Here is a 15976-nt window from a genome sequence, read left to right as displayed (position 1 = left end):
AAGTCATCGACATGGTGGCGCGGCACCCGCCACACGTTGAAGCGGAATGCCTGCGGGCCGATCCTGACCTGCGGCGGAGCCTCACGGAGGGCTCTGACCTGGGGTTTCCTGGTCGGCACGTGTTGGCTCCCGACAGCCGTTTACGGGTGTCCTGCGGACCGGAGGACACCCTCACTCGGCCGACATGAGCCTCTCGTCCGTCATACCCAGACGTGCCTGTTCCTCCTCGACGATCCGACGTGCCAGCTCGGTGTCCGACACGTCGACCGCGTCCGGGGTGGCTTCGGCCACGGCGCTGCGGCGGGCGTAGGCATCGAACAGGCGCGTCTTGGCTTCCAGCATCTTCACCATGCGTTCGTCCACGCCCCCGGTGGCGAGGAGACGGTGCACGCGAACCGGCCTGACCTGGCCCATACGGTGGGCCCGGGCCACCGCCTGATGTTCGACGGTCGGCTTGATCTGGGGTTCGCAGATGACGACGACGGAGGCGGCCTGCATGTTGAGGCCGACGCCCGCTGCCTGGATCTGTCCCAGGAGCACCGCCGGGCCCTGGACACCGGCGAAGTCGTCGACGATCTCCTGGCGACGCTGGGCCGGGACGCCGCCGGTCAGCGGACCGAACACCGGAGCGGCCCCGGCGGTTCCGGCCGTGAGGGCCTCCTTCGCCACGCCCAGGACGTCCTTGAAGTTGGAGAAGACCACCGTCTTCTGCCCGTTCTCGCCGGCCTCCTGAACGATCTCCCGGAGCCGGTCCAGCTTGGCCGACTTCTCGGGGCGCATGTACGCGGCCCTGCGCATGGCCATGAAGTTGCCCGCGCGCACGGCTTCGCGGTACGCCTCCTCGTCCGAAGCGCTCAGCTCCTCCCACTCGTCGGTCTGCTGAAGGCTCGGGAGTTCCGTCAGCACGTCCTCCTGGTTGCGCCGCAGGTAGACCGGGGCCACCGCCTTGCGGAAGGCGACCGATCCGGCCAGCGCGTCCCGTTCACCGAGGGAGTCCGCGACGTCGCCGTCGAGCATCCGGACCAGGTTGCGGAACTCCACGACCCGGTTCTCCATCGGGGTCCCGGTCATGAAGAGGCTGCGCTCACAGCGCTCCGCCCACAGGGCGACCGACTGAGACCGCTTGGCCTTCGGGTTCTTCACGGAGTGCGCTTCGTCGACGACGAGGAGTCCGACCTCCCCACCGCCCGGCGCCGGAAATCCGCGCAGTGCGTCGAACGTGGTCACCCCCACCCCGCCCCGCCCCTTCCAGTCGGCGAACGCGTCGTGCCGGTCGGGGCCGTGGAGCACCATGACGCGCAGGGCGCTGCGGGCCTCGATCTCCCGAGTCCAGTTCACGAGGACGCTCGCCGGGCAGACGACCATGAAGTGACTCTGCCCCTCGGCAGCCAGGTGGGCGAGGACGGCGATCGCCTGGATGGTCTTCCCGAGGCCCATCTCGTCGCCGAGTATCACCTTGCGCTGCGCAAGCGCGAACCGTGCGCCGAACGACTGGTAACCGCGCAGGGAGACCCGCCGGTGCGTGTCGTCGAGGTACTGGGTCCGTACCCGCTCCGCGATCTCGTCCGGCAGAAAGCCCTCTGCGGCAGCCGCGTCCGGCAGCCGCCCGGAAATCTCGGCGAGCAGGCTGTAGTACTCGGCGGAGCGGAGTTCGAAGTCCACCCAGGCCGCGACGTCGGACGAGAGCCCCCGGAGCAGGTCCACCGACGCCTGGGCGAGCAGCTCGGGCAGGCCGGCCTGCTCCGCCTCGTCCACCAGCGACCGGGTCTCGGCGACCGCCGCCCACGCGCGAGCCTTCTTCTCCCGGCCGGCCAGCAGCATCCGGACCCTTCCGGCGGCGGGCCTGGCGTCGGCCAGCAGCGGACCGAGCCGTTCCGCCAGGACGGTGGCCTTGTCGACCGCACGCCGGGCGTCCGGGCCTGCCTCCACCAGGACGTGCAGGGCCATGACGAGCGCGGTGGTGCGCGGTTCCGGCCGGTCCACGTCGATGTGGACGGCCACGGTCTCGTGCACGGCCTCGGAGAGCCGGCGGGCGGCGGCGAGCATCTGGTCGACGGTGCGCTGCCCTACACCGGGAATCTGCCGCAGCCGGTAGGGGCCCGCTTCGAGAACACTGCCCACGGTGCGCAGTCCGCTCTTCTCGACGCTCCCCAGCCGCAGCCGCCCTTCGGTGACGTCCTGCAGCCGAGCGACGGGTATGGCGTCGAGCTCCCGCCTCACCGCCGCATCATGGATCGGCTTCAGTGCCGCGCGTACCGCCTCCACCGCCCTTCCATGGTCACCGACCACTGCCTGCGCCGCCTCGTACAGTCGCGTTCCCCTCGCGACTGTGTCCCGCTCGCCACGCCCCACGCTTCCCGCCCCTCTCCGACCCTCCCCGCATCCTTCCACCGCCCACACGGGGTCTCGACGGGCATTCGCAGCTCCCTGCCGATCGACCGAACCTCGGGGCGTTCATCCACACCCCCAGACTTACGACCACCGGTAGGAGCGGTAGCAGGAAGTATTCGGTCAGCCTGCCCGAGGATCTCGCCGAGGCCGTACGCGCCCACGCCGGGCCCGGCGGTTTCTCCGCCTACGTCGCCGAGGCCCTCGAACAGAGGGCCGCCATGGACAAGCTGCGGGAGATCGTCGCCGACTTCGAGACCGACAACGAAGCCCTCACCCGCGAGGAGGTCGAGGCCGCCCGGGCGCTGCTGCGCCACGACCACCGGCAGGCCGGAGGGGCCACCGCCTGATGCCCGGCACCCTCCTGCTCGACAGCGAAGGACTCTCGAAGCTCTACCGCAAGGACCGCACCGTGGTGGCCCTGGTCCAGGCGGCGTCGGAGGAGGGCGTCCGAGTCGCCACCAGCGCCATGACCACGCTTGAGGCCGACTGCGAGCGCATTCACCCGGCCCGCATCAAGTGGGTCCTCTCCCGCGTCGACGTCCACGACGTCACCAAGGAGATCACCGACCGGGCCGCAGTCCTCCTTCGCACCCGTCACCTTCACGGCCACAAGTACGCCATCGATTCCGCTCTCGCCGCCATCGCCCGCAACGCGCCCCAACCGGTCACCGTCCTCGCCTCCGACCCCGAGGACCTGACGCTCCTGTGCGGCCCTTCCGTGGAGGTCGTCAAGGTCTGAGACCGCATCGCGGGATCGGGGACCCACTGCGGACACACAGCTGTGCCCGACCCACCAACAGGCGGGTCGGGCACAGGTATGGACATAGCGTCAGACGTTGAAGCGGAACCTGTAGTGCAGGGCTCCCACCTGCGGAAATGCGCATTTTGCAGTGGACATCCCAGCACCATCCCAGCACGGGCGTTCCGTCCCAGCACCGCGCAGGCCAGCCAGCCCTCGCATGCCTACACAGCCTGGTTGCCGGCGTTCGAGCTCGCCTCCTCTGACGGCAGGGACGTCACGTCCAGGGGCTCTGGCCGCATGGAGCGCTGCAAGACTTCCCGGCAGCGCTCCCACGCGCCGGGCAGTAGATGCCCGTAGATGTCGACCGTCGTCTTGACCGAACGGTGCCCCAGCCAGCGCGACACCTCGTGGATCGGCACGCCGTTTGCCAGGGCGGTGGAAGCAAAGAAGTGCCGCAGGCTGCGAGGCGTGTACTTGGCCTTGCCGTCCAGATCGACCAGGCCTGCCAGGAGGCATGCCTTCTTGAACTGGTAGCCGTAGGAAGCGATGGACGGCATCACCCGGGCGCCAGGCTGACGCGGGGCGAAGAAGGTCTCGAGGCGAACCCGCTTGCCCTTCTGCCCAGTAAAAACCACGGGCACCGGCTTCCACCTGCGGAGATGAGCATCGATCTCCTGCTCGACGAACAGGGCGGTGGGGATGTCTCGGCACTCCTTCTCCAGCCGATGCTTCAGGGGGACGAAGGGTGTCCGGCAGTCCTCGTGGTGCGCCTTGGCACTCACCTGCCATCGAATCCTGACGAAGCCAGACCGCCTGCACTCGGTGGAGAAAGCCAGGGCCTCGCTTGGTCGCTGGCCTGTGCCGGACTGAAGGTAGACGGCGAGGCGGAACTGTGGCGTGATGTGCCCAGCGATCAGATCCACCTCGGCTGGCGTCGGCACTGCGTCCTCGTCCACTGCCACAGCATCCCTACGGGATATCCGGATGCCCCGGGCGGGGTTCTCCGTGATGCGCTTGTCGACGACGGCCGCCTCCATGATGGCGGCCACCATCACCATGCGATCGTTCACCGTCGACGCAGCCAGCCCTGCACCGCCTCGGTAGATGTCCTTGACGAACCTCTCAAAGTCCCGCCGCGCCAACCCAGCCAGCGGCTTACGGCCAAGGCTCGGCACGAGATGGTTGCGAACGAACCCTTCGTAGTTGCAACGAGTCGCCTCGCCGATGACTCGTCGCTCAAGCCACTCCTCGGCCCAGACTGATAAGAGGACAGCGCTACGAGCAGGTTCGACGCGCACGCAAGTCTGCTTGTCTTTCTCCACGGCGGCAGCGAAGGCATCCGCACCGTCCAAGCCGATCCTCCGCGGAAACGACTTCTCCCGCTGCCGCCCCCTCCTACCGCCCAGCTCCCGATAGCGCACGGTCCACCCATGGCCACACCTTGGGCGCAAGCAGGGATAGTTCCGATCTCGGGCATCCCTCTTGCACCTCTGAAAGACGCTCGCCATCCATGCCCCCCTGCCGTCTGCCCCAGCACAGAAGATCGTTGCTCGCACCCTCTAGAGAGGGAAGACATTCATCGCTAATCCACCTCTTCCGGTGAACCCGCAAGCCTCATCTGTGATGCCGCTCACAGATGCCGTAAAGATGGGGACGTCTTTGAGCGCGCTGGACCACTCCGCCCTGAAGCCTGTCGCTAGCTACGGCCCGGGGAGGGGCGAACTGATCAGATCGCGGCCGGATCCTTTAGTGACAATCTTGCGCCCACGTGACGGATGTGGCGTAGATCTGTACGAGACTGAACCGCGACAGACGTCTCCCTGATCCCCGCTACACGACGAAGCGAGCCTCACGTGCCACCCCGCCAGAAGAAGCCAGCCAAGCCGGAGGACATGAAGTCCATCCTCTGGAAGTCCGCCGACAAGCTGCGTGGCAGCCTGGATGCGGCCGAGTACAAGCACTTCGTACTCGGTCTGGTCTTCCTGAAGTACGTGTCGGACGCCATGGAGGAGAAGCGGGAGCTACTGGAGGAGGAGCTGCGGAGCGGCGGCATGCTCGCCGGGATGGGACTCGAGGGTACGGCCCCAGAAGAGCTGATCCGCAAGACGGTCGAGGACCCGCTCCAGTACACCGGGGCCGGGATCTTCTATGTGCCACCGACGGCACGGTGGAACGAGGTGCTCAAGCACGCCAAGGTGAGTACAGACGGGCCGAGCGTCGGTGAGGTCATCGACGGCGCGATGGGGACCATTGAGAAGTTCAACCGGCCTCTGAAGGACACCCTCCCGAGGATGTACAACAGCGGTCGCGTCGACGAGCCCACTCTCGCCGAACTAGTGCGACTCCTTGACCAGCTGACCTTCCAGTCGCAGATCTCTCTGGACGGGAAGCGAGTAGGCGCGCGGGACCTGATGGGTGAGGTGTACGAGTACTTCCTCGCGCAGTTCGCACTCGCCGAGGGGCGCAAGGGAGGCGAATACTTCACGCCGCCCTCGGTGGTACGGCTGCTCGTAGAGATGCTGGAGCCGAAGGAACGTGAGCGGGTACTCGACCCCGCGTGCGGATCGGGCGGCATGTTCGTACAGGCCGAGAAGTTCGTGGAGACGCACGGCGGCAACCGCTTCAACGTCTCGGTATACGGCCAGGAACGGAACCAGACGACCTGGCGGCTCGCCAAGATGAACCTCGCCATCCACGGAATCGAGGTGGACCTGGGCGAGGAGCCTGCGGACTCCTTCCGTAATGACCAGCACGGCGACGTGAAGGCCGATGTGGTCCTCGCCAACCCACCGTTCAACATCTCCGACTGGGGTGGCGAGCTACTCGCCAGCGACGAGCGCTGGAAGTACGGCCCTCCGCCGGCCAGCAACGCCAACTTCGCCTGGATCCAGCACATGGTCAGCAAGCTCGCGGTCGGCGGGCGGGCCGGAATCGTCCTGGCCAACGGCTCAATGAGCAGCACGTCGGGCGGGCAAGGCGACATCCGGCGCGCGATGGTCGAGGAGGGCCTGGTCGCGTGCATGGTGGCGCTGCCGGGACAGCTGTTCCGGTCGACGCAGATCCCAGCGTGCCTGTGGTTCCTGGCGGAGGGAAAGGGAAAGCGCCCAGCGCGGTCGCCATGGGTGTCGGCGGAACGGGCGGAGCAAGTCCTCTTCATCGATGCGCGAGAGCTCGGCTTCATGGCCACGCGGACGATGCGGGAGCTGAGCGAGGCTGAACTGGGGCGGATCGCCGGAACGTTCCGTTCCTGGCGCGGAGTCGAGGGCGAAGCCGCGTACGTGGACGTTGCAGGCTTCTGCCGCAGCGTCTCCCTGAACGAGCTGCGCGAACACGACTTCATCCTTACGCCAGGGCGGTACGTAGGAGCGGCGGAAGTCGCGGACGATCCGGACGCGGAAGCGGTGGAGGCGAAGATCACGCGCCTCACGGCGCTGCTGCGGGAACAGTTCGCGGAGTCGGAGGACCTGGCAAGGATCGTGTCCGAGCAGTTGGGGAGGCTCTGATGGATGCATGGCCGCTCCGAACCCTCAGCGAGCTCTGCGCAAAAATCACCGTCGGACACGTCAGCGCAATGGCCGGCGAGTACCTGCCTAGCGGAATCCCCTTTCTCCGCTCAAAGAATATCCGCCCTGGGCGACTCGACTTGACTGATCTCGCCTACGTGGGGATTGACTTTCACCAGCGAATCAGGAAATCTCAGCTATTCGCGAACGACATCGCCATCGTTCGCACCGGGACTCCGGGTGCCGCCGCGTTGATCCCAGATGGATTTGGCGAGGCCAATTGCTCTGACATCATCATCGCGCGCCCAACGGAGCAAGTTTCCCCCCGATTCTTGTGCTACGCGATCAACGCAACTGCCGGAGCCTTCGTTTCCGCCCACACAGTGGGTGCCGTGCAGCAACACTTCAACATCGGATCTGCGCGCAAGCTGCAGATCCATACGCCTCCGCTGCACGAACAACAGGCCGTAGCCGAGGTTCTCGGCGCCCTGGATGACAAGATCGCGTCCAATGAGCGTCAGCTCATCACGCTCAACGAGCTCTGTTCTGCGTGGCACGAACGCATCATCAACCGTGGATACGCCGAGACTTCGACTTATACGCTGGCAGAACTGGCCAAGCGCGGATTCATGGCCCTCGGAGACGGATACCGCACCAAGCAGTCCGAGCACGGCGAACCGGGGCTCCCGATCCTTCGAGTAGCCGATGTCGGACACGGGACCATCACTCCCAGCTTCACCCACTACGTCAGCGATGCGTATCGGGACGCGATGGGTCCGAAGGTGTCCCAACAAGGCGATGTCATCCTGACCACGAAGGGAACCGTCGGCCGCGTAGCGCTTATCGATTCTGGCCAGCCTGAGTTCGTTTACAGCCCACAGGTCTGCTATTTCCGACTCGCGGAAAGTAGCCCAGTCTCCCCCCTCTACATGCTCCATTGGTTCCAGGGAAAGGAATTTTGGAGTCAAGCAGGCGGACTCAAAGGCCAGACCGACATGGCAGATTACCTCAGCCTTCGCGATATCCGAGCGCTCCGGATCACAGTTCCGTCTCCCGCCGATCTCTCCGAGTTCAGCAGGGTTTGCAACCCGATGCAGGAGCAGTCTGAAGCCGCACGGCGCGAGAACGACACTCTCACCGCCCTCCGCGACACCTTGCTCCCCCAGCTCATCACCGGAAAGATCCGCGTCAAGGACGCCGAAAGGATCGTGGAGGACGCCGCATGACCACCGACGGGGGAACGGATCCTATGGAGATGGAGATCGGCACGGCCGCTGGCCGTGCGATGTCCGAGTCGGACTGGGAACTCCACGCGCTCAATCAGCTCGCCGAGCGCGGCTGGCAGCACATCCGGGGCAAGAACCTCCGCCCCCGGGATGGGCACCGGAAAGGGTGGGACGACCTCATCCTCTATCCTCGCCTGCGCGCGGCCATCACCTCACGCCACCCCGACCTGCCCTCGTCCGCGGTAGAGGACGCGATGGAGCGGCTACTCAACACCTTCCCGGCAAACGAAGTCCGCCTCAGCTGGAGCTTCTACCAGCACCTGAAGGCCGGCGTGAAGGTGTCCTACACCAACCCCGTCACTCAGCAGGAACGACATGTCACTGTCCGACCTGTCGACTTCACCAACCCTCACGGCAACGACCTCGTCGCTGCGAACCAGGTTCGCGTCAAGGGAGCCCGAGGACGCGTCTTCATATTCGACATCGTCCTGTACGTCAATGGAATCCCGCTCGCCATCATCGAATTGAAGAGAGCCGGCGGCACGGACGATTCCCGATCCGCATACGACCAGATCCAGAACTACCGCCGCGAGCTCAAACTCGACCGCGTCTTTCGTACGCTGCTCCTCTCGCTCGCGAGTGACGGGATAACCGCCCGCCTTGGTACCCCGCATACCCCCTGGCAGCACATGGCCCCCTGGCACGCGGAGGAGGACGGCACTCTCCTTCGCAAGCACGAGCGGAACGATGACCTCGCGCTCGACCGCATGATCCACGGCGCACTCGAGCCCGATCGCTTCCTCGACCTGATCGCGAACTTCCTCTCGTTCTCCGCCGAGGGGATGGGCGGCGAGGTCGACACCGTAAAACTTGCCAAGGCCCACCAGTACGTTGCAGTGAGGCAGGCGATCACCGCCACCGCCTCAGCCGTCGCCACTGACGGTCGGGCCGGCGTCATCTGGCATACCCAGGGCGCGGGCAAAAGCGAGGAGATGCTCTTCTACACAGGACTCGCCGCCACCATCCCCGAGGTCGCAAACCCCACGGTCCTGCTGCTCACAGATCGCATCGACCTGGACTCCCAGCTCTTCGACACCTTCGCACAGAGCAAGAGCCTAGAAATGGTCAGCGGCAGCCCGAAGAAGGCAACCAAGGCCAGCCAGTTGCGCGAGCTACTCACCCGCCGAGCAGACAGCGGGGGCATCGTCTTCTCAACGCTTCAGAAGTTCCGGGTGAGCGAAGAGGAACGGAAGGCCGGCGCCCGGCATCCCGTCATCACAGACCGACGTGACGTGATCGTCGTCGTCGACGAGGCCCACCGCAGCCACTACGACCTGGAGGATGGCTTCGCCCGCAACCTCCGCGATGCCCTCCCAAACGCCACCTTCATCGCCTTCACCGGCACCCCCATCGACAACCGGACCGGTTCCACCCATCAGGTCTTCGGACCGACTATCCATACATACGACCTCACACAGGCCGTCGACGATGGGGCGACCGTACCCGTCTTCTACGAGCCGATCCTGCACAAGGTCAACCTCCCAGAAGGCGTAGACCTGGACGAACTCAACGCCAAGGCCGAAGGGCTCGTCGAAGGTCTCACTGCGGACGAGCAAGCCCGGGCGCGCAGCATCTTCGCCCGCTTCGAGGACCTAATCGGTGCCCCCGAACGTATAGGCTCCATCGCCGACACGATCCTCTCCCACTGGGACATCCGCCGCCGCGAGATGATCAAGCTCACGGGCAGCCCTGGCAAGGCAATGATTGTCTGTTCCTCACGCCGTAACGCCGCCCGCCTGTTCCGAGCTCTGGCCGAACGCCGCCGGGATTGGACCGGTACTCCCGACCCTGAGACCGAGCTGTACCCAGACGACTCCGGGAAGATCCGGGTGGTCTTCACCGGCAACCCCGGCAAGGACACGCCCGACATCGCGGACTACGTACGCACCCCAACCCAGCTCAAGAAGATCCAGGACCGTGTCGGCAAGCCTGAAGACGAACTTGAGTTGATCATCGTTCAGTCCTTGTGGCTGACAGGCTTCGACGCCCCTCCCTTGCACACCATGTACCTGGATCGCCGCATGCGCGGCGCCGCCCTCATGCAGGCCATCGCGCGCGTCAACCGCACCTGGGACGAGAAGCCCTCCGGCCTAGTGGCGGACTTCCTAGGCGTAGCCAGAGAACTCAAATACGCGCTGGCCACGTACTCGGAGGCTGACCAGGAACAGGAGACCATCGGCGCGCACATCACCGAGGCAGTCAAGTCTGTACACGGCATGCACAGCAAAGTCGATGCTGCACTGCGGGACTGCCCCTGGCGAACAGTTCTGCGGGATGTCGGACACCGCGAGGCGCTCCGCGAGGCCCTGGACCTCCTGGAGACCGCCGAGCCTGCCCTGCCGCCAGGTGAACCCACCCGGGCACAGCGCTTCCTGCACTTCGGCCGGCTGCTCTCCCAGGCGTTCTCTCTCTGCCCTACCCATCCCGACGTGCAGGGCCTGCTGCCCGACATCCACTTCTTCGCGACCCTACGCACGACTTACCAGAAGCTGACTGCGGAACATCGGCAGCAGCTCGGCCTTGCCACCGAGGCAGATGTCCGCCGCATGATCGAGCAGCTCAACGCTGAGATGGTGGTCGCGGACGGCGTCGTGGACATCTACGACGCCGCCGGCCTCACCAAACCCGATCTCTCTCACCTCGACGCGGGCTTCGTGCAGCAGCTCAGGGACAGTCGCCATCCGAACCTGGCGCTCAAGGCCCTGCGGGACGCAATCGCCCGCGAAATCCAGGAAGCGCACCCGAGCAACCTCACGCGACAGAAGGAGTACTCCGAAGCGATGAAGGCCGTGATGAACCGCTATCACAACGGCCTCATCGGTTCTGCCGAGGCGGCAAGACTCCTCGTCGAGATGGCCCAAGAGGTATCCAGTTCCCGCGCGCTTGCCGCCGAACTCGGCCTGTCTGAACATGAGATGGCCTTCTATGACGCCATCGCGGCCAATCCGAAGGCCCTGGAAATGGGACAGGACATCCTGTCCAGGATCGCCCGCAAGCTGTACGAGCAGGTCGCGGGAGACGTCACCATTGATTGGCGCGTCAAGAGCCAGGCCCAGGATCGCATTCGCGCCAAGGTCAAACTGTTGCTCAACTTCTTCGGGTACCCCCCGGACGAGGAGCCGGACGCGGTCGACCGCGTCCTGAAGCAGACTGAGGTCATCGCGGACGATCTGGCCTGACGTCCTTACCAGTGTGCGGAGGTGGGTCGTGAGGTTTGGATCTCGCCCCGCAAGAGGGCCTATCGCATCTCGGCTAGGGACCGTCCGAATCGGCTGAGCTGAGGCAGACGGCAGTGTCAGCAGCGCATGAGAAGCTGAGACTGCCGCCCCCAGCGGGGGAACCGAAGATCGACAAGGAGGGCTGGGTGTACGTTACAGAGTTCGGCCTCTCCAGCGTCCGGGGTTTTCATGGAGCCCGCGCTGTTGACGCGCTCGCCCTGCCCCAACCCGGCGATGGCGGCAGTTGGACCGTAATCGCGGGACGCAATGGCTCCGGGAAGTCCACACTCCTGCGCGCTTTGGCCCTCGCGCTCGCCGGCCCGCGGGTGGCTCGTGCCCTCACCCAGAATTTCGGCGGTTGGATCACTACTGGTGAGACAGCCGCCTGGTGTCAGGCGGCTGTCTCACCTGACTACGCAGTCGACCAGCTCACCGGCCGAGGCCGAGGACCGGACGGCCGCATGATGCTCGGTCTGGACTGGACGCTACCGAACGCCAACGACGTCCAGCACAACACCTTCGGCGGCCCCGTACAGCCCTCACTGTCCCCATACGACGGCGTCAAGTACGGGTCTCCGTCAGCTGAGCGCGGCCCCTGGTCTGACAATCCGCAAGGCTGGTTCTGTGCCGCATACGGCCCCTTCCGTCGGCTGATGGGTGGCAGCGGGGAGGCCCAACGGCTCATGCTCTCGCCGGGACCTGCGGGGCGGATGGCCTCGCTCTTCCACGAGGACGCCTCGCTCGCCGAGGGCGTCAGCTGGCTCAAGGAACTGCGGCTGCGCAGCCTAGAGGGCAGCGAGGAAGCCACCCAGCTTCTGGATACCGTTAAAGAGCTGCTCTCCGACGGCCTGCTGCCCAACAAGTTTCGGGCACTGCGGGTCTCGTCCGAAGGACTGTGGGTGGCACCGGCCGACGCCCCAGATCGAGCCTATCCCCTAAGGGAGATGAGCGACGGTTTCCGAACCGTCGTGGCCCTGGTTCTCGACATAGTCCGACAACTCCAAACCGCTTATGGGACTCTCGACATCGGGACCAACAACACTGGTCATCCCATCGTGCGGATGCCAGGAGTGGTCATTATCGACGAGGTGGACGCCCATCTGCACGTCACCTGGCAACGGGCGATCGGCGACTGGCTGAAGTGCCACTTTCCAAGGATCCAGTTCATCGTGACCAGCCATAGCCCCTACATCTGTCAGGCTGCTGACCCAGGTGGCCTGATTCGGCTGCCGGGACCTGAGGAACAGCGAGCGCCTGAGGTTGTAGCACCGGACCTGTACCAGAGGATCGTGTACGGCAGCGGCGAAGATGCTGTGCTCTCCGAGCTCTTTGGTCTAGAGACCCCATACTCCGAGCGCGCAGACAACCTGCGAAAGCGGCTCGTGTATCTCGAAGAGAAAGTCTTCGACGAGGAAGCGAATGCCGACGAAGTAGCGGAGTACAAGAACCTGGCGGCCAAGCTGTCGAGCTCCCGCACCGCACGGGTCTATGAGATGGCGGCGCACCTCGCAGGTGGCGAATGATCCCCGTCCAGCGCCTGCCTGCCACTGACGCGATGACCAAGCTCTGCGACTTTCGCACCAAGAAGATCCAGGACGCTGGAGCCACAGGCAAGGCAGCCGACGAGCAGTGGAAGGATGCTCGAGCTGCCCGAAGACACATTAAAGGTCTGCTGGAGCGGATGGCCCCGGGGCGTATCCGTTGCATGTACTGCCTGGATAACCAGGGAACCGACATCGACCACTTCGAGCCGAAGTCTCGTACCCCGCTTCGGACCTTTTGTTGGGACAACCATCTGCTGGCCTGCTCTCACTGCAACAGCAACGAGAAACGTCACCTCTTTCCTTGTGACCCCGAGACGGGCGCTTGCCTGCTCATCGACCCGACTGTAGACGACCCTGCGGATCACCTGAAGCTACTGCCGAGGACGGGCGAGCTGAAATGCCGCACGCCCAAGGGTAGGCACAGCATCGAGGTCTTTGGACTGAACCGCGACGAGCTGCGGAAGGGGCGCGCGGACGCCTGCGAGATGTTCATCTCCGGACTCATCCGATGGCACGACCAGGTGCAGCTTGGAAAGATCGACGCCGCCACGCGCACAGCCGTACGTCTATACCGGGCAGACTTCCCAGAGGTTCTCCGATCTCTGGAAAGTCTGGCGGGAACGCCTCTCGCCTCGGTTCTGGAGGACAGACACTTCCCTGAGGCACTCACCGCCTGGGCCGCTATCCGGCATCAGCGGGGATGGATTCCTTCGATGCGCACGGGTCTCGGTGCCCCGCTTTCACCGCATCCCTGAACCTCTCACTATGCCGCAGGCGTTCGAAATTCTAGAACGCGCTGGCGTGTGCCAACTGGTCAGTCACTACTCCTGTGCTCCGCCTGAGGCGGTTGCCGACGCTCCACCCCGCCCTGCATCACACGCCAGCCGTCAACCTGGCATAGCCAGAGCCTGTACGGGAACGACTTGGGGTCGAGCTCACGAGAACTCGACCCCAAGCTGCACACTAAATGAATCGCATTAACGTTTAGTGATTGACTGATCACACGTTGAACCGGAATGTCGAGCAAGGCGCTCCCACCTGCGGAAACGTTCCCTCACAACGGTCCATCCCAGCACCATCCCAGCACGGGAGGTTCATCCCAGCGCAGGAGCCTCACGCCGCAGGAGCGAAGGCCGTCTGCATGATGTCCCGACAATGGTCCCACGACTCGGGAACCAGGTGTCCGTAGATGTCCACCGTGGTCTTGATCGACTTGTGGCCGAGCCAGCGCGAGACCTCGTGGATCGGGATGCCCGCGCCCAGCGCGGTCGAGGCGAAGAAGTGCCGGAGACTGCCGGGCGTGTACTTGGCCTTGCCGTCCGCGTCGACCAGGGCGGCCGACACACAGGCCTTCTTGAAGTGGTAGCCGTAGGTGGAGGCGGTGGGCATCTCGCCCTTGCCGCGCGAACGCGGGATAAAGAAGGTCTCCAGCCGGCGTCGCTTGCCCCGCTGGCCGGGGAAGGTCACAGCAACCGGCTCCCACCGCGAGAGGTGAGCATCGATCTCCTGCTCGACGAATGGGGCGGCCGGGACGTCTCGGTACTCACCCTCCGTCCGGTGCTTGAGCGGCACGAAGACCGTGCGGCAGTCGCTGCGGTGAGCCTTGGCACTGACCTGCCACCGGATCCTGACGAAACCAGACCGCTGGCACTCGGCGGAGAAGGCGAGGACCTCGCTGGTGCGCTGGCCGGTACCCGACTGGAGGTAGACCGCGAGCCGGTACTGCGGGGCGATATGCGCCGCGATCAGATCGACTTCGCCCAGCGTGGGAATCTCGTCCTCGTCCACCGCGCAGGGAACCGCCCGGGATATCCGGACGCCGCGGGCGGGATTGTCCGGGATGCGCTTGTCCGCGACGGCTGCCTCCAGGATGGCGGCCACCATCACCATCCGGTCATTGACCGTGGAGACCGACAGCCCCGCACCGGAGGCATGCACGTCCTTGGCGAACTCCTCGAAGTCGCGCCGCGCCAGGCCGGCCAACGTCTTCCGTCCCAGGCGCGGCACGAGATGGTTACGGATGAACCCTTCGTAGTTGCGGCGCGTCGACTCACCGATGACCCGTCGCTCCAGCCACTCCTGAGCCCAGACCCGCAACGGCACAAGCCCTCGCGCGGGATCGAAGTGGACGCCGGCCTTCTTGTCGTTCTCGACCTTGTCGGCGAAAGCGTCCGCACCATCCGCGCCCACGCGACGGGGAAACGACCTCTCCCGCTGACGCCCACGCCTACCGCCCGGCTCCCGGTACCGCACCGTCCACCCATGCCGACACCGCGGACGATCACAGGGAAAGTTCCGGTCCCGGACGTCCTTCTTGCACTTCTGAAAGACGCTCGCCACCTCAAGCCCCCGTGTTCCTCCGCCCGACCCGTGTTCGAAACCGTGCACCGACACCTCACGGACGGGCAAGGGCTTCACCGCTAAACCCCTCTTTCCAGCGAATGCGGACCCAAGCTCCCCACGGTCCCGCGGGCCATCGGGTCGGCGAGACCCTCCTCGCCGGATGCGCTCACGCCCTCTGCGCACACTGCCGCGCGATCCACGCACCAGCACCGAAGGCCATACCGCGCTATGGTTGATATATGGCTACCAAGAAGGTGACTATCACTCTCGACGAATCCCTGGTCGAAGCCCTGGCCGGAGCCGCCGAGGAAGAAGGCATCCCGCTCTCCCGTCTCGTCGCCGGAGCGGCCGAGCGCGAGCTGCGCCTGCGGGCCGGCCGGGCCGTCATCCAGGAGTGGCAGGCAGAACACGGCGCGTTCACTCCGGAAGAGCTCGCCGCCGCCCGCGCGGACCTGGCCGCCGCCGACGCCGAGTACCTCAGCAGCCCGGGAGCCTCGGCCGCGTGAACATCCCCTACCTATACGACGCCGGCGTGCTCATCGCCATCGACAACGACGACCGACGCATGTGGGCCCGCCACAGCCTGGCCCTCGAAGACGGCCGGGACATCCACGTTCCGTCCGTCGTCGTCAGCCAGGCATGGCGGGACTCCCGCCGCCAGGTCAGACTCGGCAGGTTCCTCGCCGGGTGCCACGTCGTACCCGTCGGCATCGAAACCGCCAAAGCCGCAGGCACCCTCTGCGGCAAGGCTGGCACCTCCGACATCGTCGACGCCACCGTCGTGACTATGGCAGCCAGCCTCGGCGCCATCATCTGGACCTCGGACCCGAACGACATCCGCACCCTCATCGACGCCCAGGACATCAAACCCGCCCCCGTCATCCGCACCGTCTAGCAACTGATGTGCCCCGGGTCCGATGGAGTCGGGGCACATCAGACTCCACGGAAC

The 15976-nt window shown here is 65.4% G+C and carries 12 protein-coding genes; 9 read left to right on the top strand and 3 right to left on the bottom strand.

Annotated features, from left to right (window positions below):
• Window positions 1-171: 171 nt before the first annotated feature.
• Window positions 172-2352, bottom strand: a complete 2181-nt coding sequence (locus CP977_RS22380; protein WP_183953232.1) for a DEAD/DEAH box helicase — start codon at window positions 2350-2352, stop codon at window positions 172-174.
• Between the two features lie 104 nt (window positions 2353-2456).
• Between CP977_RS22380 and CP977_RS35550 the strand changes: the two genes are divergently transcribed.
• Both CP977_RS35550 and CP977_RS22370 read left to right on the top strand, forming a co-directional pair.
• The gene (locus CP977_RS35550) at window positions 2457-2738 is read left to right on the top strand and encodes a hypothetical protein (RefSeq protein ID WP_062756887.1); all 282 of its coding nucleotides are present in this window, start codon (window positions 2457-2459) and stop codon (window positions 2736-2738) included.
• A complete protein-coding gene (locus CP977_RS22370) occupies window positions 2738-3130 on the top strand; it encodes a hypothetical protein (RefSeq protein ID WP_062752425.1) in 393 nt (130 codons plus the stop codon). Before CP977_RS35550 ends, CP977_RS22370 begins: the two co-directional genes overlap by 1 nt.
• Before the next feature lie 224 nt (window positions 3131-3354).
• Here CP977_RS22370 and CP977_RS22365 read toward each other — a convergent pair whose 3' ends face one another.
• Window positions 3355-4455, bottom strand: coding sequence for a tyrosine-type recombinase/integrase (locus CP977_RS22365; protein WP_229991391.1), 1101 nt, complete (start codon window positions 4453-4455; stop codon window positions 3355-3357).
• Window positions 4456-5025: 570 nt separating this feature from the next.
• Here CP977_RS22365 and CP977_RS22360 point away from each other — a divergent pair.
• The 5 genes from CP977_RS22360 to CP977_RS22340 all read left to right on the top strand — a co-directional run bounded on the left by CP977_RS22360 (window position 5026) and on the right by CP977_RS22340 (window position 13439).
• Complete coding sequence (locus tag CP977_RS22360) at window positions 5026-6636, top strand: class I SAM-dependent DNA methyltransferase (RefSeq protein WP_208420661.1); 1611 nt, start codon at window positions 5026-5028, stop codon at window positions 6634-6636.
• On the top strand, window positions 6636-7862 hold the full coding sequence (locus CP977_RS22355; RefSeq protein WP_152370715.1) for a restriction endonuclease subunit S: 1227 nt from the start codon (window positions 6636-6638) through the stop codon (window positions 7860-7862). The genes CP977_RS22360 and CP977_RS22355 overlap by 1 nt, the downstream gene beginning before the upstream one ends.
• The gene (locus tag CP977_RS22350) at window positions 7859-11101 is read left to right on the top strand and encodes a type I restriction endonuclease subunit R (RefSeq protein ID WP_229991392.1); all 3243 of its coding nucleotides are present in this window, start codon (window positions 7859-7861) and stop codon (window positions 11099-11101) included. The genes CP977_RS22355 and CP977_RS22350 overlap by 4 nt, the downstream gene beginning before the upstream one ends.
• A 185-nt stretch (window positions 11102-11286) precedes the next feature.
• Window positions 11287-12663, top strand: a complete 1377-nt coding sequence (locus tag CP977_RS22345) for an AAA family ATPase (protein WP_152370714.1) — start codon at window positions 11287-11289, stop codon at window positions 12661-12663.
• Window positions 12664-12695: 32 nt separating this feature from the next.
• On the top strand, window positions 12696-13439 hold the full coding sequence (locus CP977_RS22340) for an HNH endonuclease family protein (protein WP_152370713.1): 744 nt from the start codon (window positions 12696-12698) through the stop codon (window positions 13437-13439).
• A 358-nt stretch (window positions 13440-13797) separates the two neighbouring features.
• Here the strand turns inward: CP977_RS22340 and CP977_RS22335 are convergent, their stop codons facing one another.
• Window positions 13798-14874, bottom strand: coding sequence for a tyrosine-type recombinase/integrase (locus CP977_RS22335; RefSeq protein ID WP_229991393.1), 1077 nt, complete (start codon window positions 14872-14874; stop codon window positions 13798-13800).
• Window positions 14875-15266: 392 nt separating this feature from the next.
• Here CP977_RS22335 and CP977_RS22330 point away from each other — a divergent pair, with 392 nt between their 5' ends.
• On the top strand, window positions 15267-15533 hold the full coding sequence (locus CP977_RS22330; RefSeq protein WP_152370712.1) for a hypothetical protein: 267 nt from the start codon (window positions 15267-15269) through the stop codon (window positions 15531-15533).
• The gene (locus CP977_RS22325; protein WP_152370711.1) at window positions 15530-15922 is read left to right on the top strand and encodes a type II toxin-antitoxin system VapC family toxin; all 393 of its coding nucleotides are present in this window, start codon (window positions 15530-15532) and stop codon (window positions 15920-15922) included. The genes CP977_RS22330 and CP977_RS22325 overlap by 4 nt, the downstream gene beginning before the upstream one ends.
• Window positions 15923-15976: the final 54 nt, after the last annotated feature.

It is taken from the genome of Streptomyces cinereoruber (genome assembly GCF_009299385.1).
Taxonomy (GTDB): Bacteria; Actinomycetota; Actinomycetes; order Streptomycetales; family Streptomycetaceae; genus Streptomyces; species Streptomyces bikiniensis.
Note: the sequence above shows the minus strand (reverse complement) of the source record. Positions and strands in the feature narration are given on the sequence as shown.